This window comes from Micromonospora sp. NPDC047187 (assembly GCF_040643355.1).
GTDB lineage: Bacteria > Actinomycetota > Actinomycetes > Mycobacteriales > Micromonosporaceae > Micromonospora > Micromonospora salmantinae.
Window position 1 is genome coordinate 1 of sequence record NZ_JBEYUF010000038.1, and the last position, 23,355, is coordinate 23,355.

The 23,355-nt window shown below is 69.5% G+C and carries 24 protein-coding genes; 15 read left to right on the plus strand and 9 right to left on the minus strand.

Translation table 11 applies throughout. The features are described 5' to 3' along the window. Positions 1 to 492: 492 nt before the first annotated feature. From ABZ794_RS32245 to ABZ794_RS32260, 4 genes are read right to left on the minus strand one after another with little or no spacing between them, the layout of a single operon-like run. Positions 493 to 2,427, minus strand: coding sequence for a Na+/H+ antiporter NhaA (locus ABZ794_RS32245; protein ID WP_357519120.1), 1,935 nt, complete (start codon positions 2,425 to 2,427; stop codon positions 493 to 495). 43 nt (positions 2,428 to 2,470) lie between these two features. Next, positions 2,471 to 3,976, minus strand: coding sequence for a tripartite tricarboxylate transporter permease (locus tag ABZ794_RS32250; protein WP_357519122.1), 1,506 nt, complete (start codon positions 3,974 to 3,976; stop codon positions 2,471 to 2,473). A gap of 20 nt (positions 3,977 to 3,996) precedes the next feature. Continuing rightward, positions 3,997 to 4,458: a tripartite tricarboxylate transporter TctB family protein gene (locus ABZ794_RS32255; protein ID WP_357519124.1), complete on the minus strand. Its 462-nt coding sequence runs from the start codon at positions 4,456 to 4,458 to the stop codon at positions 3,997 to 3,999. A 1-nt stretch (position 4,459) separates the two neighbouring features. After that, positions 4,460 to 5,482, minus strand: coding sequence for a tripartite tricarboxylate transporter substrate-binding protein (locus tag ABZ794_RS32260; protein WP_357519126.1), 1,023 nt, complete (start codon positions 5,480 to 5,482; stop codon positions 4,460 to 4,462). 145 nt (positions 5,483 to 5,627) lie between these two features. Here ABZ794_RS32260 and ABZ794_RS32265 point away from each other — a divergent pair, with 145 nt between their 5' ends. After that, positions 5,628 to 6,311: a response regulator transcription factor gene (locus ABZ794_RS32265; protein WP_238690061.1), complete on the plus strand. Its 684-nt coding sequence runs from the start codon at positions 5,628 to 5,630 to the stop codon at positions 6,309 to 6,311. A gap of 4 nt (positions 6,312 to 6,315) precedes the next feature. Further along, complete coding sequence (locus ABZ794_RS32270) at positions 6,316 to 7,737, plus strand: HAMP domain-containing sensor histidine kinase (protein WP_238690060.1); 1,422 nt, start codon at positions 6,316 to 6,318, stop codon at positions 7,735 to 7,737. Between the two features lie 23 nt (positions 7,738 to 7,760). On the opposite strand, the gene ABZ794_RS32275 is transcribed toward ABZ794_RS32270, so the two are convergent. Next, positions 7,761 to 8,705, minus strand: coding sequence for a TAXI family TRAP transporter solute-binding subunit (locus tag ABZ794_RS32275; protein WP_357519129.1), 945 nt, complete (start codon positions 8,703 to 8,705; stop codon positions 7,761 to 7,763). 306 nt (positions 8,706 to 9,011) lie between these two features. Between ABZ794_RS32275 and ABZ794_RS32280 the strand changes: the two genes are divergently transcribed. From ABZ794_RS32280 to ABZ794_RS32295, 4 genes are read left to right on the plus strand one after another with little or no spacing between them, the layout of a single operon-like run. Continuing rightward, positions 9,012 to 9,455 carry a YbaB/EbfC family DNA-binding protein gene (locus ABZ794_RS32280; protein ID WP_357519131.1) on the plus strand — a complete coding sequence of 148 codons (444 nt, stop codon included), beginning with the start codon at positions 9,012 to 9,014 and terminating at the stop codon, positions 9,453 to 9,455. Continuing rightward, positions 9,442 to 9,810, plus strand: coding sequence for a type VII secretion target (locus ABZ794_RS32285; RefSeq protein ID WP_357519133.1), 369 nt, complete (start codon positions 9,442 to 9,444; stop codon positions 9,808 to 9,810). The genes ABZ794_RS32280 and ABZ794_RS32285 overlap by 14 nt, the downstream gene beginning before the upstream one ends. After that, positions 9,807 to 11,090, plus strand: a complete 1,284-nt coding sequence (locus ABZ794_RS32290; protein WP_357519135.1) for a WXG100 family type VII secretion target — start codon at positions 9,807 to 9,809, stop codon at positions 11,088 to 11,090. Before ABZ794_RS32285 ends, ABZ794_RS32290 begins: the two co-directional genes overlap by 4 nt. Before the next feature lie 9 nt (positions 11,091 to 11,099). Beyond that, positions 11,100 to 11,324 carry a hypothetical protein gene (locus tag ABZ794_RS32295; RefSeq protein ID WP_357519180.1) on the plus strand — a complete coding sequence of 75 codons (225 nt, stop codon included), beginning with the start codon at positions 11,100 to 11,102 and terminating at the stop codon, positions 11,322 to 11,324. Between the two features lie 54 nt (positions 11,325 to 11,378). Here the strand turns inward: ABZ794_RS32295 and ABZ794_RS32300 are convergent, their stop codons facing one another. Next, the gene (locus tag ABZ794_RS32300; RefSeq protein ID WP_357519137.1) at positions 11,379 to 11,630 is read right to left on the minus strand and encodes a hypothetical protein; all 252 of its coding nucleotides are present in this window, start codon (positions 11,628 to 11,630) and stop codon (positions 11,379 to 11,381) included. Between ABZ794_RS32300 and ABZ794_RS32305 the strand changes: the two genes are divergently transcribed. Next, on the plus strand, positions 11,611 to 12,225 hold the full coding sequence (locus tag ABZ794_RS32305; RefSeq protein ID WP_357519139.1) for a DUF5753 domain-containing protein: 615 nt from the start codon (positions 11,611 to 11,613) through the stop codon (positions 12,223 to 12,225). The two genes, ABZ794_RS32300 and ABZ794_RS32305, sit on opposite strands and share 20 nt — an antisense overlap. Next, entirely contained in the window at positions 12,218 to 12,421 is a 204-nt protein-coding gene (locus tag ABZ794_RS32310; protein WP_210785425.1) for a DUF397 domain-containing protein, read from the plus strand. Before ABZ794_RS32305 ends, ABZ794_RS32310 begins: the two co-directional genes overlap by 8 nt. A gap of 370 nt (positions 12,422 to 12,791) precedes the next feature. Here ABZ794_RS32310 and ABZ794_RS32315 read toward each other — a convergent pair whose 3' ends face one another. Continuing rightward, complete coding sequence (locus ABZ794_RS32315) at positions 12,792 to 13,139, minus strand: hypothetical protein (protein ID WP_357519142.1); 348 nt, start codon at positions 13,137 to 13,139, stop codon at positions 12,792 to 12,794. 1,010 nt (positions 13,140 to 14,149) lie between these two features. Here ABZ794_RS32315 and ABZ794_RS32320 point away from each other — a divergent pair. The 4 genes from ABZ794_RS32320 (at position 14,150) to ABZ794_RS32335 (ending at position 18,070) form a co-directional block, all read left to right on the plus strand. Beyond that, positions 14,150 to 14,479 carry an aldo/keto reductase gene (locus tag ABZ794_RS32320; protein ID WP_307850608.1) on the plus strand — a complete coding sequence of 110 codons (330 nt, stop codon included), beginning with the start codon at positions 14,150 to 14,152 and terminating at the stop codon, positions 14,477 to 14,479. A gap of 297 nt (positions 14,480 to 14,776) precedes the next feature. Next, positions 14,777 to 15,112 (plus strand): nucleotide pyrophosphohydrolase, encoded by a 336-nt coding sequence (locus ABZ794_RS32325; protein ID WP_210785427.1) that lies wholly within the window; start codon positions 14,777 to 14,779, stop codon positions 15,110 to 15,112. Positions 15,113 to 15,306: 194 nt separating this feature from the next. Then, entirely contained in the window at positions 15,307 to 17,160 is a 1,854-nt protein-coding gene (locus tag ABZ794_RS32330) for a DUF2075 domain-containing protein (RefSeq protein WP_357519144.1), read from the plus strand. A 73-nt stretch (positions 17,161 to 17,233) separates the two neighbouring features. Beyond that, complete coding sequence (locus ABZ794_RS32335) at positions 17,234 to 18,070, plus strand: aldo/keto reductase (RefSeq protein ID WP_357519146.1); 837 nt, start codon at positions 17,234 to 17,236, stop codon at positions 18,068 to 18,070. Between the two features lie 165 nt (positions 18,071 to 18,235). On the opposite strand, the gene ABZ794_RS32340 is transcribed toward ABZ794_RS32335, so the two are convergent. Both ABZ794_RS32340 and ABZ794_RS32345 read right to left on the minus strand, forming a co-directional pair. Continuing rightward, on the minus strand, positions 18,236 to 19,525 hold the full coding sequence (locus ABZ794_RS32340) for an alkaline phosphatase family protein (protein WP_357519148.1): 1,290 nt from the start codon (positions 19,523 to 19,525) through the stop codon (positions 18,236 to 18,238). Next, positions 19,522 to 20,448: an AraC family transcriptional regulator gene (locus tag ABZ794_RS32345; protein WP_357519150.1), complete on the minus strand. Its 927-nt coding sequence runs from the start codon at positions 20,446 to 20,448 to the stop codon at positions 19,522 to 19,524. Before ABZ794_RS32345 ends, ABZ794_RS32340 begins: the two co-directional genes overlap by 4 nt. Before the next feature lie 103 nt (positions 20,449 to 20,551). Here ABZ794_RS32345 and ABZ794_RS32350 point away from each other — a divergent pair, with 103 nt between their 5' ends. The 3 genes from ABZ794_RS32350 to ABZ794_RS32360 all read left to right on the plus strand — a co-directional run bounded on the left by ABZ794_RS32350 (position 20,552) and on the right by ABZ794_RS32360 (position 23,354). After that, positions 20,552 to 21,382: an NAD(P)H-binding protein gene (locus ABZ794_RS32350; protein ID WP_210785431.1), complete on the plus strand. Its 831-nt coding sequence runs from the start codon at positions 20,552 to 20,554 to the stop codon at positions 21,380 to 21,382. 92 nt (positions 21,383 to 21,474) lie between these two features. Further along, the gene (locus ABZ794_RS32355) at positions 21,475 to 22,518 is read left to right on the plus strand and encodes an SEC-C metal-binding domain-containing protein (RefSeq protein ID WP_357519153.1); all 1,044 of its coding nucleotides are present in this window, start codon (positions 21,475 to 21,477) and stop codon (positions 22,516 to 22,518) included. A gap of 89 nt (positions 22,519 to 22,607) precedes the next feature. Continuing rightward, positions 22,608 to 23,354 carry a metallophosphoesterase gene (locus ABZ794_RS32360; RefSeq protein ID WP_210786292.1) on the plus strand — a complete coding sequence of 249 codons (747 nt, stop codon included), beginning with the start codon at positions 22,608 to 22,610 and terminating at the stop codon, positions 23,352 to 23,354. Position 23,355 lies beyond the last annotated feature (1 nt).

Here is a 23,355-nt window from a genome sequence, read left to right on the forward strand (position 1 = left end):
CCGGGCTCCCGGCGGGCCGGGCTGGGGCGTGCGGGGCTGCGGGGCTGCGGGGCTGCGGGGCTGCGGGGCTGCGGGGCTGCGGGGCTGCGGGGAGCGTGCGGCGCTGGACCGTGTGGACCCTAGGGCTGCGGGCGCGGGCTCCCGCAGGGGCGGGCTCCGGAGCCCGGGGCTGAAGGGCTGTATGGGTTGGCGCGCTGCCTATGGAGCTGATGCCGCAAACGATTCGCACCCTCTGTGTGCCGCGGTGATGTCGCAAACGATTCAGCTCCAAAGGCGCCGACCAACACCTCCGCACCCCGCGACGCGGAGGCGGGATCGGACGTCACGGCGGCGGACCCCGTTGATCCGGCGACGCCGCGACTGCCGGACGGTGAGCCAGGTGTCCACCCGTACCCGTGATCGTGGCGGCGCCGCCGTCGGCCGGGAGCTGACCACGGCGCCCGTCGACCACCTGGCCCGGTGACGACCGCACCGACCGCACGGGCCGCGCGGTCAGCTCGCCGGCCCGGTCTCGCGGCGGCCGGGATCCCGAGGGTGGTACTCGGGGCGGAGTTTCGCGCTCGCGAACGCCGCCTTCACCGCCGCCGAGAGCGCGGCGATGTCGTACGCGCCGTGGTGCCGCCGGCCGTTGATGAAGAAGGTCGGGGTGCCGGTGACGCCGCTGAGGTCGGCCGAGTCGACGTCCTCGGCGATCCGGTCCACGCCCATCCGCTTCACCATGTGCTCCCGGAACCCGTCCAGGTCCAGGCCGAGCTGTTCGGCGTAACCGAGCAGGTCAGTGGGGTTGAGAGCGTCCTGGTGGGCGAGCAGCAGGTCGTGCATCTCCCAGAACGCGCCCTGCTCCCCCGCCGCCTCGGCGGCCTCGGCCGCGAGTTGGGCGTGCGGGTGGACGTCGGTGAGCGGCAGGTGCCGCCAGACGTACCGGATGTTGGCGAAGTCCGCCAGCAACTCTCGGACCGCCGGCTCGGCCTGCCCGCAGTAGGGGCACTCGAAGTCGCCGTACTCCACCACCGTCACCGGCGCCTCAAGCGGCCCGCGAATGTGGTCGCGATCCGCGTCGACCGGCAGCATCAGGTCGACGATGCCCTCGGCGACGCCCAGCAGCGCACGGGTCCGCCGCGCCGGCGAGAGCCGTCCGACGGAGCGGAACACCAACCACGTGACGAGGGACGCGCCGAGCGTCGCCACGAGGATGCCGAACTTCGCCTCGTCCAGGGCCGGGCCGCTCAGGGCATGGGTGGCGATCAGGAGCGCGACGGTGAAGCCGATGCCGGAGATCGTGCCGACCCCCGCGACGGCAACCCACCCGACGGGCGGCCGGAACCGGTTGCCGCTGAGCCGGGTCACCAGCCACGCGGTGGCCAGGATCCCGGCCGGCTTGCCGACGACGTACGCGACCACGACCCCGAGCGTGACCGGAGAGGTCACGGCCCTGGTCAGCAGGTCGCCGTCGATCACGATGCCGACGTTGGCCAGCGCGAAGAGCGGCACCACCACGTAGCTCGCCAACGGGTGGTAGAGCGTCTGCAACCGCTCGTTCGGCGACAGCGCCGAGGTGAGCCCGGCCCGAGCCATCCGGGCGAGTTGCGGGGTGGGCTGCTCTCGGAAGAGGCGGAACTGGTCGCTGGCCCGCTGCAGGTCGCCTCGGCCGGGAGCGTAGGCGTAGGTCAGCAACCCCATCACCAGGCCCACCGCGACCGGGTCGACACCGGACATCGAGACGGCGAGCCAGGCCGCCACCCCCAGCAGCGCGTAGACCGGCCCGAACCGCACCCCGAAGCCCCGGACGAGCAGCACCACGCCGAAGATCGCCGCCGCGACGATCAGCGCCGTCAGCGAGGGGTGATGCGGGTACGCGATGGCCAGCACCGCGATCGCCACCACATCGTCGACGACGGCGACGGTCAGCAGGAAACCCCGCAGCCGTTCCGAGAAGCGTGGCCCGAAGACGGCCAGCGCGCCGAGCGCGAGCGCCGTGTCGGTGGCCATCACCGCGCCCCAGCCCGCCGCGGTGGTCTGCCCGGCGTTGATGGCGAGGTAGATCGCGATCGGCACGAGCATGCCGCCGACCCCGGCCAGCATCGGCAACGCCAGGCGACGCCGCTCCCGCAACTCGCCGATGTCGAACTCGCGGCGCAACTCCAGCCCCGCCACCAGGAAGAAGAACGTCATCAGGCCGCTGTTGATCCAGGTACGCACGTCATGTGCCACCTGCCAGTCGCCGAGCTGGATCGAGAAGGAGGTCTCCCAGACCGACTCGTACGACGATGCGCTGAGGTTCGCCCAGACGAGGGCCGCCACCGCGCCGATCAGCACCACCCGCGCGCCGCCGGTCTCGGTACGCAGGAACGAGCGCAGCGGGGCGTTGAACCGCCGGTCCCAGACGGTCCGGCTGGTCCAGCCCCGGGGCGTGTTGTCGCTCGTCACGGGAACAATCTTCGTCGACCTGACCGTCACGTGCTTCGGATTGCTACTCATCCTCCGCGAAGACGACAGCGCGGCGCCGGCGGATCGTCGGGAGGACAGCGACGACGAGCGCGACGACGGCCAGGGCCAGCAGCGCCGCGGAGATCGGCCGGGTCACGAAGACCGACGGGTCGCCACGGGAGATGATGAGCGCGCGGCGCAGGTTCTCCTCCAGCAGCGGGCCGAGGACGAAGCCGAGCAGCAGGGGCGCAGGCTCGCAGCCGCACTTGATCAGGATGTAGCCCAGGATCCCGAAGAACGCGATGGCGTAGACGTCGTAGGCGTTGAAGTTCAGTGAGTAGGTGCCGATCGCGGCGAACAGAATGATCATCGGGAAGAGCACCTGGTACGGGATGCGCAGCATGCGCACCCAGAGGCCGATCAGCGGCAGGTTCAGCAGCAGCAGGAGCACGTTGCCGATCCACATCGACGCGATCAGGCCCCAGAACAGCGCCGGCTCGTCGTTGATGACGTTCGGGCCCGGGGTGATGCCGTGGACGATGAACGCGCCGATCATCAGTGCCATCACCGGGTGGGCGGGCAGGCCCAGGGTGAGCAGCGGAATGAACGACGTCTGCGCGGCGGCGTTGTTCGCCGACTCGGGGCCGGCGACGCCCTCGATCGCGCCCCGCCCGAACTCCTGCGGCCGCTTCGAGATGCGCTTCTCGACAGCGTACGAGGTGAACGAGGCCAGCACGTGGCCGCCGCCGGGCAGGACACCGAGCGCGGCGCCGAGACCGGTGCCCCGCAGGATCGGGGCGACGATGCGACGCCGGTCCTCGCGGGTCGGCCAGAGGTTGGTCACCTTGTTGACGATCGCCGTACGGGTCTGCTCGTTCTCCAGGTTGCGCAGGATCTCGGCCACCCCGAACAGGCCCACGGCGACCGACACGAAGTCGATGCCGCCGTACAGCTCGCGCTGCTCGAACACGAAGCGGGGCGTTCCGGTGTAGATGTCCTGGCCGACCGTACCGAGCAGTACGCCGAGCGCGATCATCGCCAGTGCCTTGAGCGCGCTGCCCCGCGCCAGCGCGATCGACACGATCAGGCCGAACAGCACGAGTGAGAAGTAGTCGGCCGGGCCGAACTTCAACGCGACACTGGCCAGGGGCGGGGCCGCGGCGGCCAGCGCGACGGTGGCGACCGTACCCGCGACGAAGGACCCGATCGCCGCAGCCGCCAGGGCAGGGCCTGCCCTGCCCTGGCGGGCCATCTCGTGCCCGTCCAGCGCGGTGACCGCCGCTGACGACTCACCGGGCAGGTTGATCAGGATGGCGGTCGTCGAGCCGCCGTACTGTGCCCCGTAGTAGATGCCGGCCAGCATGATCAGCGCGGTGACCGGCTCGAAGCTGAACGTGATCGGCAGCAGCATCGCCACAGTGGCCGTGGGCCCGATGCCGGGCAGCACACCGACCGCGGTCCCGAGCAGCACTCCCACGAAGCAGTAGAGGACGTTCTGGACCAGCAGGGCCGTCGAGAAGCCCAGCGCGAGGTTGTCGAGGAGTTCCATGCCTCAATCCGGATGCCCCGTCAGAGTCCCAGCCAGGGGCCCCACAGCGGGATCCGCAGCTGAAGTCCGACGACGAAGATGAGCGTGCTGGCCACCGTCAGCCCGGCGGCCACGGCCACCGCCGTGAGCAGCCGTACGCGGGCGCTGGCCAGGGTGGTGAGCAGTGCGGTCACCGCCGTCGTCGGTACGAACCCGAGTCGCCGGATGGTGAACCCGAAGAACAGGACCGCGAGCACGATGACGGCGACCGCCCGCCACGGGACCGGCCCGAACGAGATCACCTCGCCGGCGACGAGCCCCTTGCCGGCGATCGCCAGGCCCAGGGCGACCACTGCCACGCCGACCAGCAGCGGGAAGGCGCCCGGGCCCATCCGGGTCGGGGTGCCCAGCTCGTAGCCGAGCGCCCCCACCACGAATGCGCCACCGATCAGGACGAAGATCCCCCCGGCGAGGACGTCCGGTAACGACCGACGGCGCTCCACCTCAGGACACCTTGACCCCGGAGTCGGCGATGATCTTCGCCCAGGTGCCGAGCTGTTCGTCGAGCTTCGCCCGGTGCGCGTCCGGGGTCGCGTCCTGGGCCGGGACCGGCGCGGTGCCCAGCTTGGCCATCTGGTCGATGACCCCCTGGTCGGCCAGCGCCACCTTCAACGCCTCGGACAGCTTCTGGACGATCTCCGGCGGGGTGTCGGCCGGAACGTAGAGGCCGTGCCACACGCTGACCTTCAGCTGCGGCAACCCGGCCTCGGTGGTGGTGGGCAGGTCGGGAAGGCTCTTCACCCGCTCGGGTGTGGTGACCGCGTACGCCTTCACCTTTCCGGCGGCGATCTGGCCGCTGGTGTTTGTCGTCTGGTCGCACATGAAGTCGACCTGGCCGCCGACGAGGTCGGTCAGTGCGGGACCGGTGCCCTGGTACGGAACCTCCTGGAGCTTCACACCGGTGGTGCTCTGGAACAGCAGACCGCACAGGTGCGACGCCGCGCCGATGCCGGCGTTGGCCAGCGTGACCTTGTCGGCGTTCGCCTTCACGTGGGTCACCAGGTCCTGGAGCGTCGCGGGCGCGAAGTCCTTACGGGCGACGATCGTCATCGGCACCTCGGTGACGAGCCCGACCGTCTCGAAGTCCTCCAGGGGCTTGTAGCCCAGGCTCTTGTAGAGGGCGGGCGCCGTCGACATGCCGATGTGGTGCATGAGCACCGTGTAGCCGTCCGGCTTGGCCCGCGCGACATCGCCGGCGCCGACAGTGCCGCCGGCACCCTCGACGTTCTGGACGACGATCTTGCCGCCGAGCTTCGCGGCCATCGGCCCGGCGATCATCCGGGTGACGGTGTCCGTCGGACCACCCGCGCTGAACGGCACGACGATCGTGATGTTCTCGTCCGGGTAATTTCCGGCGTCCCCTCCGCCGGCGGCACCCCCGTTACCCGAACAGGCGGCGGCGAGCGAGACGACACCGATCGCGGCGATCATCCGCGCGGTGGCCCGGTATCTACTGGTCGTTCGCATACGGCGACCTCCCCATCAACGCATGGACATCCCTCGGCGCGTTAGTGGCCCTCAGTCTCGGCTGGTCGGGGCCCGGATGGTGTCAGAAAAATCCCAAGAACCCGGGCCGGCACGAGCACCCGTCCGGGCCGTACAATTCGCCGGTATGCGGATAACCGTCATCGAGGATGACGACCGCGTGGCGCGGGGTCTGGTGACCGTCCTGACCCAGGCGGGCTTCGAGGTCCACCGCGTCGCCACCGCCGCGGAAGCCGAGCGCGCCGGGCCGTCCGACGTGGTCCTCGTCGACCTGGGTCTCCCCGACGGCGACGGGCTCGACGTGATCCGCAAGTTGCGCGACCACCCGCAGACCGCCGTGATCGCGGTGACCGCGCGATCCGAGGAGCACGAGCGGGTCCGCGGCCTGCGCGCCGGTGCCGACGACTACATCGTCAAACCGTTCGGCATCCCCGAGTTGCTCGCCCGGATCGAAGCCGTCCTGCGGCGCACCCGGGCCGCTCGTGCCCTCGGCCAGACCGACGAGCCGCTCGTCCTCGGCCCGATGCGGATCGGCGTCGGCACCCGCGAGGTCACCGTCGACGGCGTACTCGTGCCGTTGACCCGCAAGGAGTTCGAACTGCTCCTGCTCCTGGCCCGGCGGGCGCCCAACGTGGTCAGCCGCGACGTCATCCTCGACCAGATCTGGGGCGCGTCCTGGGAGTCGTCGAGCCGCACCCTGGACACCCACATCGCGGCGCTGCGGCACAAGCTGGGGCCGGACGTGGTCATCCGGACCGTCCACGGCGTCGGCTATCGGCTGCTGGCCGACCAGCCGGAGCTGATCGGCTGACCGCGTGCACCGCCGGCTGCTCGTCGTCCTGGTCCCCCTCGCCGTGCTGCTCGTCACGGCGCTCGGGGTGCCGCTCAGCATCACCGTTGCCGAACGCGAGATGCAGGAGACGTACGTCAACCGGCTCAACGACGTCGGCCGGTTCGCCTCGCTGGCCGAGACCGCGCTGTCGACCGGCCGCACCGAGGCGTTGCAGCAGGAGCTGACGCGGTACCACGAGCTCTACGGCATTCCGGTCGCGCTGATCGACACGTCGGGCGCGGTGCTGCTCGGGCCGGCCGACGCGTACCAGAAGGCGGCGCGCGCCGAGGCGGCGTTGCCCCGGACCGTGACGGCGGCGCTTGCCGGTGCCCGTTCCGAACCGTCCTGGGAGTGGGCGCCGTGGGACGACTCCGCACTCGTGGTGGCGGAGCCGGTCGGCCGGGACAGTGAGGTCGTCGGCGCCGTCGTGACGATCTCCGACCTGTCCCGGACGCGCGAGCTCATCCTCGTACGCTGGGCCCGGCTGGCCGGTCTCGGGCTGCTGCCGTTGCTCGCGTTGACGGCCGTCGCCTGGCCGGTGTCGGCGTGGGTGCTGCGGCCGGTGCGCAAACTCGACGCGGCGACCTCGCGGATCTCCGAGGGCGACCTGACCATCCGCGCCGACGCCGAGGCCGGCCCTGTCGAGCTGCGGCGGCTGGCGCGGTCGTTCAACTCCATGATGGACGCCGTCGAGAACGCCGCCCAGCGACAGCGCGCTTTCGTCTCGGACGCGTCACACCAGCTACGCAACCCGTTGACCAGCCTGAGGCTCGCGGTGGAGAGCCTCGCGCCACACCTGCGGTCAGACGGCGACGGGCAGCAGGTGTACGACGTCGCCGTCGACGAGCTGAAGGCGATGCAGCGGATGCTGAACTCGCTGCAGGCCAGCGCGCGGATGGAGAGCCTGCGGACGGCGTCGCCGGTGGACCTCGACGAGGTGCTGGCGACCCGGGTGGACCGGTGGCGTGCCCTGACCGCCACCGCCGGGCAGAGCCTGACTGTCGACGTACCCCCGGGGTTGCGGTTGTTGGAACCGCCGGGCGGTCTGGGCAGCATCCTGGACGAGCTGATCAGCAACGCGCTGCGGCTGTCCGACGCGCAGGTCGTGGAGGTGACCGCGCGGCTCGTCTCCGCTGGTCCCGGCACCGTCACGGTCGCCGTCCGTGACGACGGCCAGGGAATCGACGTGTCCGAGCGGGCCCAGGCGTTGCAGCGCTTCTGGCGGTCACCGCGGCACCAGAACGTTCCCGGGACCGGCCTGGGGCTGGCGATCTGCGCCGACCTCATCGGGGCGGCCGGTGGTGAGCTGCGGCTGGAGGAGGGCCTGCCGCGTCCGGACGGGCCCGGGCACGGGCTGGCCGCGGTGGTGGTGTTGCCGGTCGCACCCGCGTCGACGCCGGCCTGACAACAGCGTTCCCGGTGACCGGGTCAGCGTTTGCGGTCGCGGAACCAGGCCGCCGCGCCCGGATGCAGCGGGACGGACGCGGTGGAGATCCCGGTACGCACGTTGATCTGCCACGCCTCCGGAAGGGCCTCGGCGTCGTCACGACCAGCGGAGGTGATCGCCCCGGTATGCCGGAAGACCGTGTCGGTGATGGCGTAGACCAGGTCGCCAGGCAGGTCGTCGCGCGCCAGCAGCACGTTCGGTACGGCGACGGTGCGGGTCGCCGGGACGCCGGCGTAGGCAGCCGCGTGGATCATGGCCGGGGCGTAGGGACCCGGGTACGCCGTGAAGAGCCCGTCGGCCTGCGCGTCCAACGGAATCAGCCGGATCGGGTGGCGCTGCGCCAACTCGGTGATGGCGGGCGTCGGGACGCCGGTCAGCGAGAACATGGCGTCGATCGTGCCGTCGCGCAGCGCCGCCGCCGACTCGGCCTGGCTGAGGTTCTGGCCGTCGGCTTTGAGCGGGCCGAGCTTCAGGACCCGCAACGACGTGAACTCCGTGCCGGAGTCGTGGGCACCGAGGGACACGCGTTTGCCCTCAAGATCCCGAAACTCGTCGATCGCCGAACCGGCCATGACCACGAGATGCAGATGGCTGTCGTAGAGCCGGCAGATCGCCGACAGCCCTCCGGGCGCGCTCCCGTCGCTGGTGATCAGCGCGTCCAGGCTGGTCAGCCCCAGGTGCACCTCGCCGGCCCGCAGCATCCGGATGTTGTCGGTGGACGCCCCGCTCGGCACTGTGGTCACAGTGGCGCCCGGCACCTGCTCGGAGATGTGCTCGGCCAGCGCCCCGCCGATCCGCCGGTAGACCGCCCCCGCCGGCCCGGTCGCCAGTCGCAGGTGGACCGGGTCCGCCTCGGGCCGCCGCGAACAGCCGACGAGCAGCCCGCCGCCGGCCAGCAACACCGCCCGCCGACTGAACCGCGTCATGCCGAGATGATACGGATGAATGCCCACGGCGCCCCCTGCTGCGTCGATCTTGCAGTTTCGGTCGTCGAAATGCGGGATCCTGCACCATTTGTCGCGACAGCAAATGCAAGATCGCGGCCTGACTCGGTCGATCATGGAGTTGTGGTGCCCGCTTTGGCGTGATGATGGGCTCTTTGTTGCCCACCACAACTCCATGATCGGCGAGGCGCCACGGGTTGACGGACCGCCTGTGCCGCCTAGCGCGACGTTCTTGGCATTCGCCCTGTGGGCATGCACCCAGCGCCACCGGTTGGTAGCGTGCCGGTGATGTCGCCGGTTGCCGCCGGCAGTGGTCCCCTGGGGAGGGTCGACGTGTGGGCGGACGACGCTGCGCTCGACGCAGCGGAGCGCCGGCTCGATGAGTGGGAGAAGTCGCTCGCCGAGCGGGCGGCACGAGCGAAGACGCTGTCGGCGTCGATACGGGATCTGACCGGCACCGCCCGCAACGCCGATCGGACTGTCGACGTCACCGTCGACTCGACTGGCCTGCTGATCGACCTACGGCTCGATGAGCGCATCCGGCAACAACCCGCGGCGCACACCGCTCGGCAGATCCTGGAGACCACCGCTGCCGCCCGCGCCGACCTGCTTCGAAAGGTCAGCGACGCAGCCACGGAGGCATTGGGCGACGACGCGAGCGCCCGGGCCATCATCGACTCGTATCGCACCCGGCTCCTACCCGACCAGGGATCGAACCATGCCCGTCGGTGACGGCATCCAGGTCGACCCGGACGACTTGACCGCCCACGCCGCACGCCTCGATCGCTGTGCCAGCAGCCTCGACACCGCTCAGCAGGCAGGCCAGCAAGTCCGGTTGGGCGCCGACGCCTACGGGCAACTCTGCGCGATGATGCCGGTGCTGCTCGACGGCCTGCAACGGAACTTGGTCGACGGCATCGGCGCCGCCGCAGCGTCGGTACGGGACACCGCCGGCAAGCTGCGGGTCGGAGCCGACCGCTACCGCAGCTCCGACGCCCACGCCAAGCAGCTACTCGACAGGGTGCGGCGGCAGGGGCTCGATGGGGTGCAGCCGCACCAGCTCGACGGGGTGCGGCAGCGCCCGTGACGTCGAACCCGCTCGTCGCCGCCGCTGCGGACACCCCACCCAGCGCCTGGGCCGGCGTGTGGATCTGCGAGGACATCGAACTCATCGCCCAGGGCATCCGGACCGGCAGTTGGATCGACGGCAGCCTCGGCGTCGTGAGCGCCGGCCTGGACGCCCTCGCCCTCGTCTCCGACCCGGTCGGTGCCCTGCTCCAGTACGGGATCGCCTGGCTCATCGAACACGTCAAGCCCCTCAGCGAAGCGCTGGACTGGCTCGCCGGCGACCCGGCGCAGATCACCGCGCACGCACAGACCTGGCGCAACGTCGCCGGGTCGCTCCGCGACGACGCCGCCGAACTGGCTCGCGCCGTTCGCACCGACATCGCAGGCTGGGGCGGCAGTGCCGGCCCCGCCTACCGAGGCTGGGCCAACGAACAGCGACAGGCCATCACCGGCCTCGCCCAGGGCGCCGACACCATGGCCGCGATCACCGAAGGAGCCGCCGGCCTGGTGGCCGCCGTCCGACTCCTCGTCCGCGACGCCATCGCCACCTGCGTGTCCCGCATCATCGTGTACGCGGGCGAACTCCTCATCACCGGCGGCCTGGCCGCGCCGCTGGTGGTGGAGCAGGTCACTACGCTGGTGGCGTCGTGGGGGGCGCGGATCGCGCGGTTGTTGCGCGGGCTGCTAACCAGCCTGAGACGGTTGATTCCGGAGATGCGCCGGCTCGGCGACCTCATCGACAAGCTCAAGCAAACCCTGAGCCGACTTCGCGATACTCCGCGCGGGCGTCCAGAGAGCGCAGCAGATGGGGCGCGCGGCGTTCATGGAGGCCACACCACTCGACCTCGTAACCTTGCAGACTACGGAGGGCAGGACCGTTGGGCGGAGGAGGCGTACGAGGCGATCCGCCAGCAGGCCGACGCCGACGTCATAGCTGGCCACCTCGGAGACGCGCCCCGCCTGGATGGTTCCCGAGGGTTCTCTCAGGAGGACATCGAGCAGATCCGCTGGCACATCTTCTTCGACGCCCACCCGATGGATGACTATGCGGGCGGAGTCATCCATCAACGATACGATCCGAGCCCGCCCATGGCTGAGGCATGGCTGCGTTTACGGCGAGGTAGCCCACTGCCCGAGGATTACGCACTATTGGAGCACGAGTTGGCAGAACTGCAGTACTACCGGGCACACCCGCAGGCGACATACCGGGAAGCACATCTTGCCGCCAACCAGGTGTCCAATTGGGAGGCGTACATACCCGGGCCGACCTACGAGGACTACTCGGGCATTGGAGGCTAGGACGTGGGAATGATGGTGACCGCGCGGCGCATCGAGGCGGTCGCAGGCGAGGTTCGGTACGAGTTCGGATTGGATGACAGGTTTGATCGAATCCTCACAATCGATCCGCACACCCTCGATGCCCGTGTCGAAGATGGCGATTTCAACTCAGCTGCGGGTGCGATCGCAGCAAAGATCGTAAAGGTTCGGCGATCCAGCGGTGAGTTCCCGACGAGAGTGCTGTTCGCAAGCTGAGCGAATGACGCCCGCCTCCAAGGGTTGCGCAACCGTAATAGACCGTGCGGAACGTCAGCGGCGTAGGCGGCGGGAGCAGTCGCCGTCGTGGCCGTCGTGCGGGAGGCAGCGCCGGCCGCCTGCCATCCGCAGGTCGCAGAATGCCCGGTGCCGGACGAGCTGATGGTCCTCTTCGGAGATGATCGTCTCCCCCGGGTCGGTCATCGGCAGCACCAGCATCCAACGGCCGATGACCCGGGCCAGGCGTTGCGCGGCAGGCAGGTCGGTGGCGACCACGGGTAGGTGGATGACGTACCGCTGGCTCATCGGCTCTGGCCCCGTGGGCCTGGAATCAGCAGCCGCCCGCCTTCGCGAGTACGGCGAAAACTTGATCCCCGGACTGCTCCAGACCCGTGCCTACGCACTCGGTCTTTTCCGACCCACGAGCCGGTTGAGCACCGAGGAGCGCGAGCGGGCGGTTGAGGTGCGGCTGCAGCGTCAGATCCTGCTCACTCGTCGGCTTCCACAGCCGCCGCACCTGGATGCCGTTCTCTCGGAAGCGGTGCTACGCCGTGTCGTCGGCGGTCCGACCGTGATGAGTGAGCAGCTCGCCCGCCTGCTCGAAGCATCGGAGCTGCCCAACGTGTCGGTTCGTATCGTGCCGCTCGCGGCAGGGCCACATCCCGGTGCGGTCGCAGGATCCTTTGTGGTCTTGGACTTCCCGGCCACGAAGGGCGGACGAGCCGCACCGGAACCGTCGGTCGTCTACAGCGAATCGCTGACCGGGGCGCTCTACCTCGACAAGCCAGACGAGCTTCGGGCCTATGAAGACGTCTGGAAGGGTCTGGATGCGCTCGCCCTCGGTCAGGCAGACTCAAGGGACATGATCAAGCGAATCGTCGGGGAGATGTGGCATGACTGACCTGACCAGCGCCGTCTGGCGTAAGAGCACCCGCAGCGGCGACAACGGTGGAAACTGCGTCGAGGTCGCCACCAACCTCCCTGGCACTGTCGCCGTCCGCGACTCGAAGGATTCCACCGGACCGCTTCTCACCTTCACCGCCCAAGCGTGGGCGGACTTCATCGCGGCCACCAGGCGCGACGGAAGGGCCAGTTAGTTCGCCTTCACCGATCGTGCATGGAAGCAATACGAGTCCTGCTCCCACCGGCCACCATTCACGCGCAAAGTCCGGCGTCGATACGACTGCGCGGTGCGGCTCTCCGCTGATCGGCTCGAGGGCGCGCACAAGCCACAGATCGCCGTACGCCGCAGCGTCCTCGTCGGCAAAGGCTCGGCCCGCTGCTGCTGTCCACGCTGACGAGTAGCAATCGGTCGGGGTAGACGCTGCCGTCGTCACCTCGAAGGTCCGGGCGAGGGTTAGCCGCGAGCTCGCCACAGCAAGGCTACGACGTCATGGTGTTTGTGAGATGACGACCGATGTAACCGACGTACACCTTGCCGTCGACGGCGGATGCGTCGAAGAAATGTCAACCGGCCCGGTAGGAGAGGTAGTAGCCCTCGTACGGCCAGCTGTGGAAGTTGTTGAGCTCGGACGCAGCGCCGGTGCAGTCGGAGGTCCGGTAGCCCGAGACGGAACCGAAGCCGTTCCAGCCGATCGCCCAGATCGCCTCGGCCGGGACCGGGCGGCAGATACCGTCGGGCGTGGCCTGCCTGCCTACGATGATCTGCGTGTAGGCCTGGTAGAAGACGAGGCCGGTGTCGGGAACCTTGAGCGTCTCGACAGCGGCTGCGGGCGACGCCGGTATCGTCACGGCCAGTGTGGTGATCAAGGCGGCGGCGAGACCCGCAGCGATTCGGCTGGTAAATCTGCGCATGAGCTTCCCTTCCTAACGGTGTTCAGGGACGGGACCGGAGCTCGTTCAGCCCAGGGATAGATTTATTTGTATCGATTATGTTCCCCGTGTCAACCAACCCGCCGCTGATCGCTGTCGCTGAGCGGCCCGAACGCAGAGCTGGCTGCGAGCCGGTCGCCTGCCACCCGAGTCGCGGGGCGTTCGGAGGTGGCCGGATCGGCCGGCGGCCGGGTTCCCGGCTGGCGCCCTGCCGTCAGTGACCGTAGGCGCCACGGCCTGCGGTGCGGGAGCATCTCGTCGCCCTGACCCCTGGCCGCCGACCGATGGTCCTGCTGTCGTCGCAAGCTGCGGCGATCGTGTCGCATCGCCCACCTTGCTGCGAATGATGCGGCCGTCCACCTGGGCGGTAGCGCAGGTACTTGACGGTGCAACTTTCCGGCGGTAGCTTGAAATAATTCATTCTCTTCAATGGAAGTAGGTAGCCGTGCTGTTGAAACCCTTCGCCATCGCCGGGGTCATCGCAGGTGTGCTAGCTGTTGCCCCTCCTGCCTCGGCGGCACCCCAGTCGGGGGCCGGCGTCTACCCGCCCGGGAACTGCCAGCCGGGCACATTCTGCGTCTGGCCCCACTGGGACCACCCGAACGGGGTTCCTACGGCGACTCCGTCCCTGGTGACCACCACGGAGTGGAGCGGCAACATCACGGGTTTCAACTACTACAACTACACGAACCGGAACGCCGAGATTAGCTGGTCGTTCACCACCCAAGGAATGACTCTCACCGGCACGGACTGTGCTACTCCTGGTGACGGGTTCTTCTACGTTCCCATGACCGTGACGAAGGTGAGTTGGCGGACGCACGTCTGCTGAATCCCGCCGCTTTCTGCCTTCCCGGATTCGGTGCTTCCGCTTTCCCGGTGCTCTTCGTACCGGGACGACCACCGGAAAGCGGGCGCTCCGCCCGCCGCGATGGATCTCCCGAGACCGAACGGCGTTCCGACCCGCTGAAGGGTGGGTCCTCGACTGACGGGCGATCACCCGGAACCGGCGCGACCGGATTGACCTGTATCTGATCCACTGGCCGAACCCGAAGGTCGACCTGTACGTGCAGGCGTGGCGGGCGCTGATCGAGGCGCGCGAGCGTGGCCTGGTTCGGCACATCGGGCTCTCCAACTTCCTGCCCGAGCACATCGAGCGGCTGGTGGCCGAGACGGCCCCTGATGTTGACGAGATCCGTCAACACGCGCTCCTAACCGGCCACAACAGGGTCCCCTTCGGTGCTGTCCTCAGTAACTTGGACCAGCGAGGGGCCGCTCCGGTTGAGGCACCCAGTGGCGATTGTCGGCATCCGTCCGGGAAATGAGCTGCTCGGTCATCTCCACTGCGGCCTCCTACCTGTCGTTACCAGCGCGGCACGCCTTCGCCTGCACCGGCTAACCCCACCCGACACCCGAAAGCCAACACCGTAGCCAAACCCTCACCACAGGAGTCATCAGAGCCCAGCCCTCGCCCACCTTATGAGGGCCAGTCAGGAGGCCGGACCAAGCCTGCAACCGGCCCGTTCCTTACAACAAACCCCAATGACAACGGTCAGTAGTCACTTCGTTGCACGGATTCCTCAGTGCCCGGCGGTACGCGTCAATCTGCGATGCTCCGGGTCATGGACGACCTGACGGGCCGCGTACGGGCATTCGCGGAGGAACGGGACTGGCAACAGTTCCACACGCCCAAGAACCTGGCCATGGCGCTCGCTGGCGAGGTCGGTGAGCTGATTGCCGAGTTCCAGTGGCTCACGCCGGAGCAGTCTGCGACGGTCATGGCTGACCCGGACGCGGGTAGCCGGGTGAGGGCCGAGATCGGCGACGTCATGATCTATCTGACTCGGCTCGCCGACGTGCTCGGCATCGACCTGACAGAGGCGGCTCTGACCAAGCTCGAGGAGGTAGCCCGCCGCTACCCCGTTGAGCAGGCTCGCGGCTCGGCGGCGAAGCGGTAGCCGCGGGCAGCGTCAACATGGCGCTCAGTTGATCTCTTCGCTACAGTCCATCACGTAGAAGCGCGTCACGACGGGCTTCCGGCGGCTGCCGGACACGCCCCCCATGCGCACGATCACTTCGTGCTGCCCGGGGGCAAGTGTTGTCAGCGTTCCGTACGTCTGCCGATGGTCTGCTACGCCTGAGCGGCACCGGCATGCTCGCAGACAGGATCGTGGAGCAGATCGGGCGCAACGTGAGCCCGGCTGAACGTCGTTCCTGGTCGCACAGCCTCGCCGTGCTGGGGCAGGATCTCGCCGACGCGGGCCTGGGCCAGGTGGAGATGTTGGTCGAGTATCAGTTGCCGCTGACCAGCAAGCGGGTGGACGTGGTGCTTGCCGGTGTGGACCCTCGGACGTCCCAGGACTCCTACATCGTCGTCGAGTTGAAGCAGTGGTCCCACGCCGAGTCCCACGAGGGCTCAGAGAACCTCGTGGCGGTGGAGCACGCGCGTGGCCCACGGCTCCACCCCGGTGTCCAGGTCGAACTCTACTGCGAGTACCTGACGGACTTTCTCGGCATCCTCACCGAGCAACGGAACCCGGTCCGTGGGGCGGCGTACCTGCACAACGCGACCGACCGTGACATCCGTGATCTGTTCGATCGCAAGGCGACCGAGCAGAGCCGGATCTTCACGAAGCAGCGGCGGGGCCAGTTCCTCGATTACCTACGCGCTCACCTCGCCCCGGCCCCTGGTGCTGGCGCGGCTGATCGTTTCCTCACCAGCTCGGTTCGGCCCAGCCGACATCTGCTGCGCTACGCCGCCCAGGAACTGAAGGCTCGTTCGCGCTTCACGCTGCTGGATGAGCAGCGCGTAGCGTACGAGTTGGTGTTGCACGCCGTGGAGAAGGCGCGGTCGGCGGACCGAAAGTCGGTAGTGGTCGTCTCGGGCGGACCGGGCAGCGGCAAGAGCGTGATCGCCCTGTCGGTGCTCGGCGAGTTGGCGCGCCAGAACCGCTCCGTCATGCACGCCACGGGCTCGCGGTCGTTCACGCAGACCTTGCGTAAATACGCCGGCACGGGCTCGACCCGGTTGAAGAGTCTGTTTGGCTACTTCAACAGCTTCATGTCCGCCGAACGCAACGGTCTGGACGTCCTGATCTGCGACGAGGCGCACCGCATCCGGGAGACCTCCGTCAACCGGTTCACGCCGAAAGCTAGGCGGGCGGAGGCCCGTTCGCAGATCGACGAACTCATCGCCGCGGCCCGGGTGCCCGTCTTCCTGCTCGACGAGCACCAAGTGGTGAAGCCGGGCGAGTTGGGCAACGTCGAGGTCATCTCGTCGTACGCGAAGCAGCTCAAGCTTGACGTCGAGGTTGTGTCCTTGCACGGCCAGTTCCGCTGCGGCGGCAGTGAGACGTACGAGGGTTGGGTCGTTGACCTGCTCGGTCTCGATGGCGGCGAGCCGTCGGTCTGGACCGGCGACGGGAAGGTCGACCTACGTTTCGCCGATTCGCCAGAGGAAATGGAAGCCTTCCTCGCCAGTAAGCAGGTGCCCGGTGTGACCGCCAGGATGTCGGCCGGGTACTGCTGGCCGTGGAGCGATCCACGTCCGGATGACAGCCTGGTGCCGGACGTGCAGGTAGGCGGTTGGTCGCGACCCTGGAACGTCAAGAGTGACCGCAGCGTCGGCGAGGCGCCAGGCAGCGCGTTCTGGGCCACCGACCCGAACGGTTTCGGCCAGGTGGGCTGCGTCTACACGGCGCAGGGCTTCGAGTACGACTGGTCGGGCGTCATCGTCGGGCCGGACCTGGTCGCCCGGGACGGCCGGTTGGTGACACGACGCGAGGAGTCGAAGGATCCAGCGTTCCGCAGCCGCAAGGCGGTCAGCGACGCCGAAGCAGATCTACTGATCCGCAACACCTACAAAGTCCTGCTGACCCGCGGGATGAAGGGCACGATCATCTACTCCACCGATCCCGAGACGCAGGAGTACCTTGCCTCGATGGTCAAGGTGATCCGGCCCGTCGAGACGGTCTACGAGGCGGCAACCGACGCCGACCTGAGCTGATCGACCGGTTGGTCTCGGCGGCCCAATCCGTGCGGGTAGGGTCCAGTCACGGTCGACGAAAGGTAGATCAACCATGACGATTCCCCATCTCACGGCGGCCGACGGCACCACCCTGCCCGCGATCGGGCTCGGCACGTACCGGTTGAACGGCTCGGCGGGTGTCGACGCGATAGGTCAGGCGATCAGGGCGGGCTACCGGTTGATCGACTCGGCGGTGAACTACGAGAACGAGGGCGCGGTCGGCCGGGCCGCCCGTTCGGCCGGTGACGTGCGGGACGAGCTGGTCGTCACCTCGAAGCTGCCGGGGCGGCACCACCGCTACGACGAGGCGCTGACCACCATCGAGGAGAGTGTGTTCCGCACCGGCCTCGACCGGGTCGACCTGTACCTGATCCACTGGCCGAACCCGAAGGTCGACCTGTACGTGCAGGCGTGGCGGGCGCTGATCGAGGCGCGGGAGCGCGGCCTGGTTCGGCACATCGGGCTCTCCAACTTCCTGCCCGAGCACATCGAGCGGCTGGTGGCCGAGACCGGGGTCGCCCCCGTGGTCAACCAGATCGAGGTGCACCCGTACTTTCCGCAGCAGGAGGCGCTCGACTACCACCGGGAGAACGGCATCCTGGTGCAGGGGTGGAGCCCGCTCGGCCATGGCAACGACCTGCAGCAGCATCCCGTCGTCGTGGAGATCGCGACCGCGCACGGCGTCAGTCCGGCGCAGGCGATCCTCGCCTGGCACGTGGCCCGTCAGGTGATTCCGCTGCCCAAGGCCGCCTCCCCGCAGCGGCAGGTCGAGAACCTGGATGTCTTCGGCATCAAGCTCACCGACGCGCAGGTCGAGGCCATCACCGCGCTGGGCCGCCCGGACGGGCGACTCTCCGACCAGGACCCGGCGGTGTACGAGGAGTTCTGACCGCCCCGACCATGCTCGGCCAGGACCACGGAACGTGACGTCTGAGGGATCGGACGCAGTGATGAGCATGATGACTGTGAGGCATCAAGATGCCTGTGAGTCATTACGCTCATCACCACATCGCCGGGCTGATCCACCGCGCTCGGACGTCGGCGTGACGAACGCTTAGACGAGCCCGCCGAGGGCCGGGTCGCTGATGCTGTCCTTGCCGTTCTCGACATGACCCGCGCAGCGGTACGCGAAGTCGGCGTCACCCGCGACGGAGACCGTCAGGTCGTACCAGCCCTGGGTGCGGGCGAGCGCCCAGGTGACGCGCTCGGTCTCGCCGGGGCGCAGCGACAGCGTGACCGGGCGGGCGTTGTACCCGTCCCGGACGGTCACCTCGACCCGCTTCGATCCGCGGTTCTTGAGCGTGAGGGCCAGCTTGTAGTCGCGCTCGTCGTAGGCGGGAGTGACGTCGAGGTGGGTTCGACCGTCGGTGAACCGGCGGAAGAAGCCGTTCGGCCCGTGCACCGACAGGTCGTACCCGGAGGTGACCGGCCAGGTGTCGGTCAGGTGCTTGCCCGGCTCGACGGTGTAGCTGCGCGGGGCGTCCGCACTGCCGGCCTGGCGGACCTGGAAGACCACGGCGACCCCGCCGGAGTTGCGGAAGTCGATCCGGAACGAGTCGTCGCCGCGGTGCCCGTCGGCGTGCAGGGTGTACGGGATCGGCCGCGCCGGGCGTACGCCGTGCTCCTGCTTCGGCAGTCGCTGGTCCGCCGGCGGGACCGGCACCTCGTCGGGGTGCCGGACCAACTCCTCGGGCTTGAAGTCGTCGGTGTCGGGCAACCTGACCTCGCGCGAGCGGTTCGGGTGCCGGAAGTCGAAGGCCGTGGTCAGGTCGCCGACGACGGCCCGCCGCCACGGGGTGATGTTCTGCTCGATCAGGTCCGGCCGGCCGTGCCCGAACCGCGCCTCCAGGAACTTGATCAGTGAGGTGTGGTCGAAGACCTGGGAGTTCACGTAGCCGCCGCGCGTCCAGGGCGAGACGATGACCATGGGCACCCGGATGCCGAGGCCGTACGGCCCGGCCGGGTGGTCGGCGTCGCCGGGGAAGATCTCGTTGGTGGTCGGCACTGTCGACTGCCCGTGCTCGCGGGTCTGCGGGGGCGTCGGCGGGACCACGTGGTCGAAGAAGCCGCCCTCCTCGTCGTAGGTGATGAAGAGCGCCATCTTGCTCCACACCTCGGGGTTCGAGGCGAGGATGTCGATGACCTGCGAGATGTACCAGGAGCCGTACGCCGGCTCCCAGTTCGGGTGCTCGGTGTACGCCTCGGGCGCGGTGATCCAGGAGACCTCCGGCAGGCGTCCCGCCTCGACGTCGGCGCGGAAGTCGGCCAGCAGCGCCTCCGGGTCGCGGCCCTGCGTCCTGACCTCCGTGCCGGTCTTCGCCTTGTCGGGAGGAGTACCGGTCACGCCGCCGTGGCGTCGACCCGGGTGAGTCGTCGATGCCCGCTCGGGCTCATGCCGTGCACGCGTTTGAAGGCCGCGCTGAAGCCGAACGCGTCCGCGTACCCGAGGTGACGTGCCACGGCGGCGACCGTCGCTGTCGATTCGGACAGCATGTCGGCGGCCACTGTCATGCGCCAGTCGGTCAGGTAGGTGAGCGGCGGCTCGCCCACCAACGCGGTGAACCGTTTGGCCAGCGTGGACCGGGACACCCCGGCCTGCGCGGCCAGGCTGGCCAGGGTCCACGGCCGTCCCGGCGCGTCGTGCATGGCGCGCAGCACCGGACCGACAGTGTCGTCGCTCAGCGCGCGGTACCAGCCGGGCGCCTCGGCCTCCGGCTGGTCGAACCAGTCGCGCACCGTGCACACCAACAACCAGTCCAGCAGTCGGTCCAGCACGACCTGCCGTCCGGGCCGACCCGCGTCGAGTTGGGCGTCCAGGTAGTCGCGTAGCGCGGCGCAGTCCTGGTCTTCCGGCACGACGAGCACCGGCGGCAGCGCGTTCAGCAACCGCTGGGGCACCCGACCCCGGACGTGGTACACCCCGACCAGCAGCACGAGACGGTCGGTGTGGTCCGTGCCGGCCGGGTCGACCACCCCGGTCTGGCCGCGCCGGACGTCCCGCAGTTCCCCGGGCTCGAAGCTCGACCGGGGCTCGGCGGAGAAGACGAACGGCGCCGGCCCGCGTACGGTGGCGGCCTCGCCGACCCGGACCAGGCGAGGCTTGTCGCTCTCCGGGTGGGAGATCCAGCCCTCGCCCCGCATCGGGACGCAGAGCGTCAGCGGGGCGCCGTCGGTGAACCGCAGCGCCCACGGCGGCGTCAGCACCGACCGGCCGAAGGCCGCGCCGTCGGCGTGCACGCCCCGCAGCAGATTGTCGAACGGGTCCATGTCACCGACGATAGATCGCGGAGGATGGACCGCGGACGATCGGACATGCCTGGCGTACGACAGGACATGTCCCGCCCGCGGCCGGGCGCGTTGACTCGTGGTCATGACGACTGACGCACCTTCGACACTCGTGATGGCCGGCACCGGTAAGACCGGTCGTAGGCTGGTCCAGACGCTGCGGGCGGCGGGTCGGCACGTCCGGGCCGCCTCTCGCTCGGGTGAGGTGCGGTTCGACTGGTCGCGGCGGGACACGTGGCGGCCGGCCCTGGCGGGCGCCTCGGCGGTCTATCTGCTCGCCCCGGAGGACCCGGCGCCGGCCACCGACTTCGTGACCCAGGCGGTCGACTCGGGTGTCGGCCGGATCGTGGCGCTCTCCGGCCGGGGGATCGACCGGGTCGGTGACTTCTCCCCCGGCATGCTCGCCGCCGAGGAGGCGGTGCGGAAATCCGGCATCGAGTGGACGATCATCCGGCCGAACAACTTCAGTCAGAACTTCAGCGAGGACCTGTGGCGCCAACCACTGCTCGACGGTCGGCTGGCCCTGCCGATGGGCGCCATGCCGGAGCCGTTCGTCGACGCCCAGGACGTCGCCGACGTGGCCGCGACGCTGTTGACGTCGCCCGGTCACCACGAACAGGTGTACGACCTGTCCGGTCCTCGTGCGCTCACCTTCGCCGAAGCGGTGGCGACGATCGCCCGAGTGAGCGGCCGTTCGATCCGCTACGTGGAACTCACCCCGGAGCAGTACCACGCCGAACTGCTCGCCGAGGGTTGTCCGGCGGAGACGGCCACGGCGCTGAACGCCCTGTTCGCCGGGATGCGGGCGGGCCATCTCGCCGAACCGACCGACGGGGTACGTCGGGTTCTCGGGCGGGACCCGCTCGACTTCGACAGCTACGCCGCCCAGGCCGCGGCGGCCGGCGCGTGGTCGTAGTCCGCCCGGCGGGCGGCATGAGCGGCGGCGTGAGAGCGGCGTAACAGGTGATCTGCCCGCCTACCGCGAGTACCGCGACGTACCGTGAGATCGTGCCGACGAGAGAGATACTCACCAAGGCCGACCTCGCCGAACTTCGCCGCTCGGCGCTCGGGACGGCCGATCCGCTCGGTGTCGCCGCCGACCTCGCGGAGGCCGCCGAGCAGGGCCGGCTGGAGGACCCGGACGACGCCGGGGACGCGCTGACGCTGGCCGCCGAGATCGCGGAGATCCGGGCCAGGCCCGAGGCCGCGCTGCGGTACGCGGAGCAGGCCCTGGCGGCGTACCCGTCCGGCGACGACCCTCGGGCCGGGTTCGCCCGCGCGCTGCGGGCCCGCGCGCTGTTCCGGGCCGGTGGGCGCGACGACGAGGCGATGGCGGAGTTGACCGCGTTGCGCCCGTTGCTGCTCGTGCAGCCCGACGCCCCCGCCTACGTCAGTGCCGCGCTGGACGCCGGTGGGCGTTCGGCGACCGCCGAGACGTGGCTGAGCGAGGCGGTCGACACACTGCTCAACGAGCGTGCGACCGCCGCGTCCGGGCCGGCCAGCACCGCGATCGACCCGGTGGTCGATCTCGGTCCGCCGGACGCGCCCGGCGTCACCTTCTTCCTGCTGCAACAACGGCATCGGGTACGGCGCAATCTGAACCTGCCGCACGACCGGCAGGACGACCTGGCGGACCGGTTGGAGACCCAGCTCGTGCGTCGGGCCGGGGAGCGTCGGGACGCCGAGTCCGATCTGCTCTTCTGGCCGCGGGCCGAGTTCGATCGCCTGCTCGCCGAGCACCCTGCCCTCACCGACGTGTACGGGCCGGACTGGGACGCACACCGGGGCCGGCTGGAGACGGAGTTGGTTCGGCTGCGGGGTGCCGGCCAGGCCGGGTTGGGCGTGTTCGGCGCGACGGTGGACGGGTTGACCGCGTTCGCCGGTCGACGCGGCGGCGACCCGGCCGACGCGGCGGTCCGGGCGGGCTACGCGGGCGAGGTGTCGGCGCGGCCCAGCGCACGGATCGCCTGGCCGCCGGAGCGCAACGACGCCTGCTGGTGCGGTTCGGGCCTCAAGTACAAGAAGGACTGCCTGCCGCGCTCGCGGAGCTGACCGCGGTGGCCATCGCGCTGCGGTGGCCGACCTGGCCCGGAGTAGCGTCCCTAACGGCTTTGACACCAATAGCCGTTAGGAGCGACTTCGTGCTGGTCATCGCGCATCTCAGTGACACCCACCTCGACAGCCACCCCCGGTCGGCCGAGCGGACCGCCCGGGTCATGGACTACCTGCACGGCCTGCCACGACCTGTCGACGCGATCCTGATCACCGGGGACATCGCCGACCACGGCGAGGTGGCCGAGTACGAGACCGCCGCGAAGCTCTTCGACTCCCCGCTGCCGGTCATGGTCTGCCCCGGCAACCACGACGTGCGCGACGCGTACCGCAAGGGTCTGCTCGGGGACGACGGCGGCGGCACCGGCCCGATCAACGCCCGCCACGACGTGGCCGGGGCGGTCTTCCTCCTCGCCGACTCCTCCGTGCCCGGCGCGGACGACGGTCACCTGGACGAGGAGACGATGGCCTGGCTCGCCGACGAGCTGGGTTCGGTGCCGGCCGGGACGCCGACGTTCATCGCCCTGCACCACCCGCCGGTGGTGCTGCACCACCCGGTCATCGACCCGATGCGGCTGCTGCCGGCCGACCCTCTGGCCGAACTCGTCGCCGCCCACCCGCAGGTCGTCGCCGTGCTCACCGGGCATTTCCACACCGCCGCCGCGAGCACCTTCGCGGGCCGTCCACTGCGGATCGCCCCGGGTGTGGTCTCCACGCTGCGGATGCCCTGGGAGGGCGACGGCCCGTTGACCACCCAGACCCAACCGCCCGGCGTCGCGTTCCACGTGTACGACGACGCCGGGCTGCTCACCACCCACTACCGGGTGGTGGTCTGAG

Excerpts from the sequence above, each read along its gene's own strand:
- ABZ794_RS32260 (WP_357519126.1), bottom strand. The coding sequence starts at position 5,482 with ATGCGAACGACCAGTAGATACCGGGCCACCGCGCGGATGATCGCCGCG.
- ABZ794_RS32280 (WP_357519131.1), top strand. The coding sequence starts at position 9,012 with ATGTCGCCGGTTGCCGCCGGCAGTGGTCCCCTGGGGAGGGTCGACGTG.
- ABZ794_RS32335 (WP_357519146.1), top strand. The coding sequence starts at position 17,234 with ATGACGATTCCCCATCTCACGGCGGCCGACGGCACCACCCTGCCCGCG.
- ABZ794_RS32295 (WP_357519180.1), top strand. The coding sequence starts at position 11,100 with ATGATGGTGACCGCGCGGCGCATCGAGGCGGTCGCAGGCGAGGTTCGG.
- ABZ794_RS32285 (WP_357519133.1), top strand. The coding sequence starts at position 9,442 with ATGCCCGTCGGTGACGGCATCCAGGTCGACCCGGACGACTTGACCGCC.
- ABZ794_RS32315 (WP_357519142.1), bottom strand. The coding sequence starts at position 13,139 with ATGCGCAGATTTACCAGCCGAATCGCTGCGGGTCTCGCCGCCGCCTTG.
- ABZ794_RS32305 (WP_357519139.1), top strand. The coding sequence starts at position 11,611 with ATGACGTACCGCTGGCTCATCGGCTCTGGCCCCGTGGGCCTGGAATCA.
- ABZ794_RS32325 (WP_210785427.1), top strand. The coding sequence starts at position 14,777 with ATGGACGACCTGACGGGCCGCGTACGGGCATTCGCGGAGGAACGGGAC.
- ABZ794_RS32275 (WP_357519129.1), bottom strand. The coding sequence starts at position 8,705 with ATGACGCGGTTCAGTCGGCGGGCGGTGTTGCTGGCCGGCGGCGGGCTG.
- ABZ794_RS32265 (WP_238690061.1), top strand. The coding sequence starts at position 5,628 with ATGCGGATAACCGTCATCGAGGATGACGACCGCGTGGCGCGGGGTCTG.
- ABZ794_RS32330 (WP_357519144.1), top strand. The coding sequence starts at position 15,307 with ATGCTCGCAGACAGGATCGTGGAGCAGATCGGGCGCAACGTGAGCCCG.
- ABZ794_RS32250 (WP_357519122.1), bottom strand. The coding sequence starts at position 3,976 with ATGGAACTCCTCGACAACCTCGCGCTGGGCTTCTCGACGGCCCTGCTG.
- ABZ794_RS32310 (WP_210785425.1), top strand. The coding sequence starts at position 12,218 with ATGACTGACCTGACCAGCGCCGTCTGGCGTAAGAGCACCCGCAGCGGC.
- ABZ794_RS32300 (WP_357519137.1), bottom strand. The coding sequence starts at position 11,630 with ATGAGCCAGCGGTACGTCATCCACCTACCCGTGGTCGCCACCGACCTG.
- ABZ794_RS32350 (WP_210785431.1), top strand. The coding sequence starts at position 20,552 with ATGACGACTGACGCACCTTCGACACTCGTGATGGCCGGCACCGGTAAG.
- ABZ794_RS32345 (WP_357519150.1), bottom strand. The coding sequence starts at position 20,448 with ATGGACCCGTTCGACAATCTGCTGCGGGGCGTGCACGCCGACGGCGCG.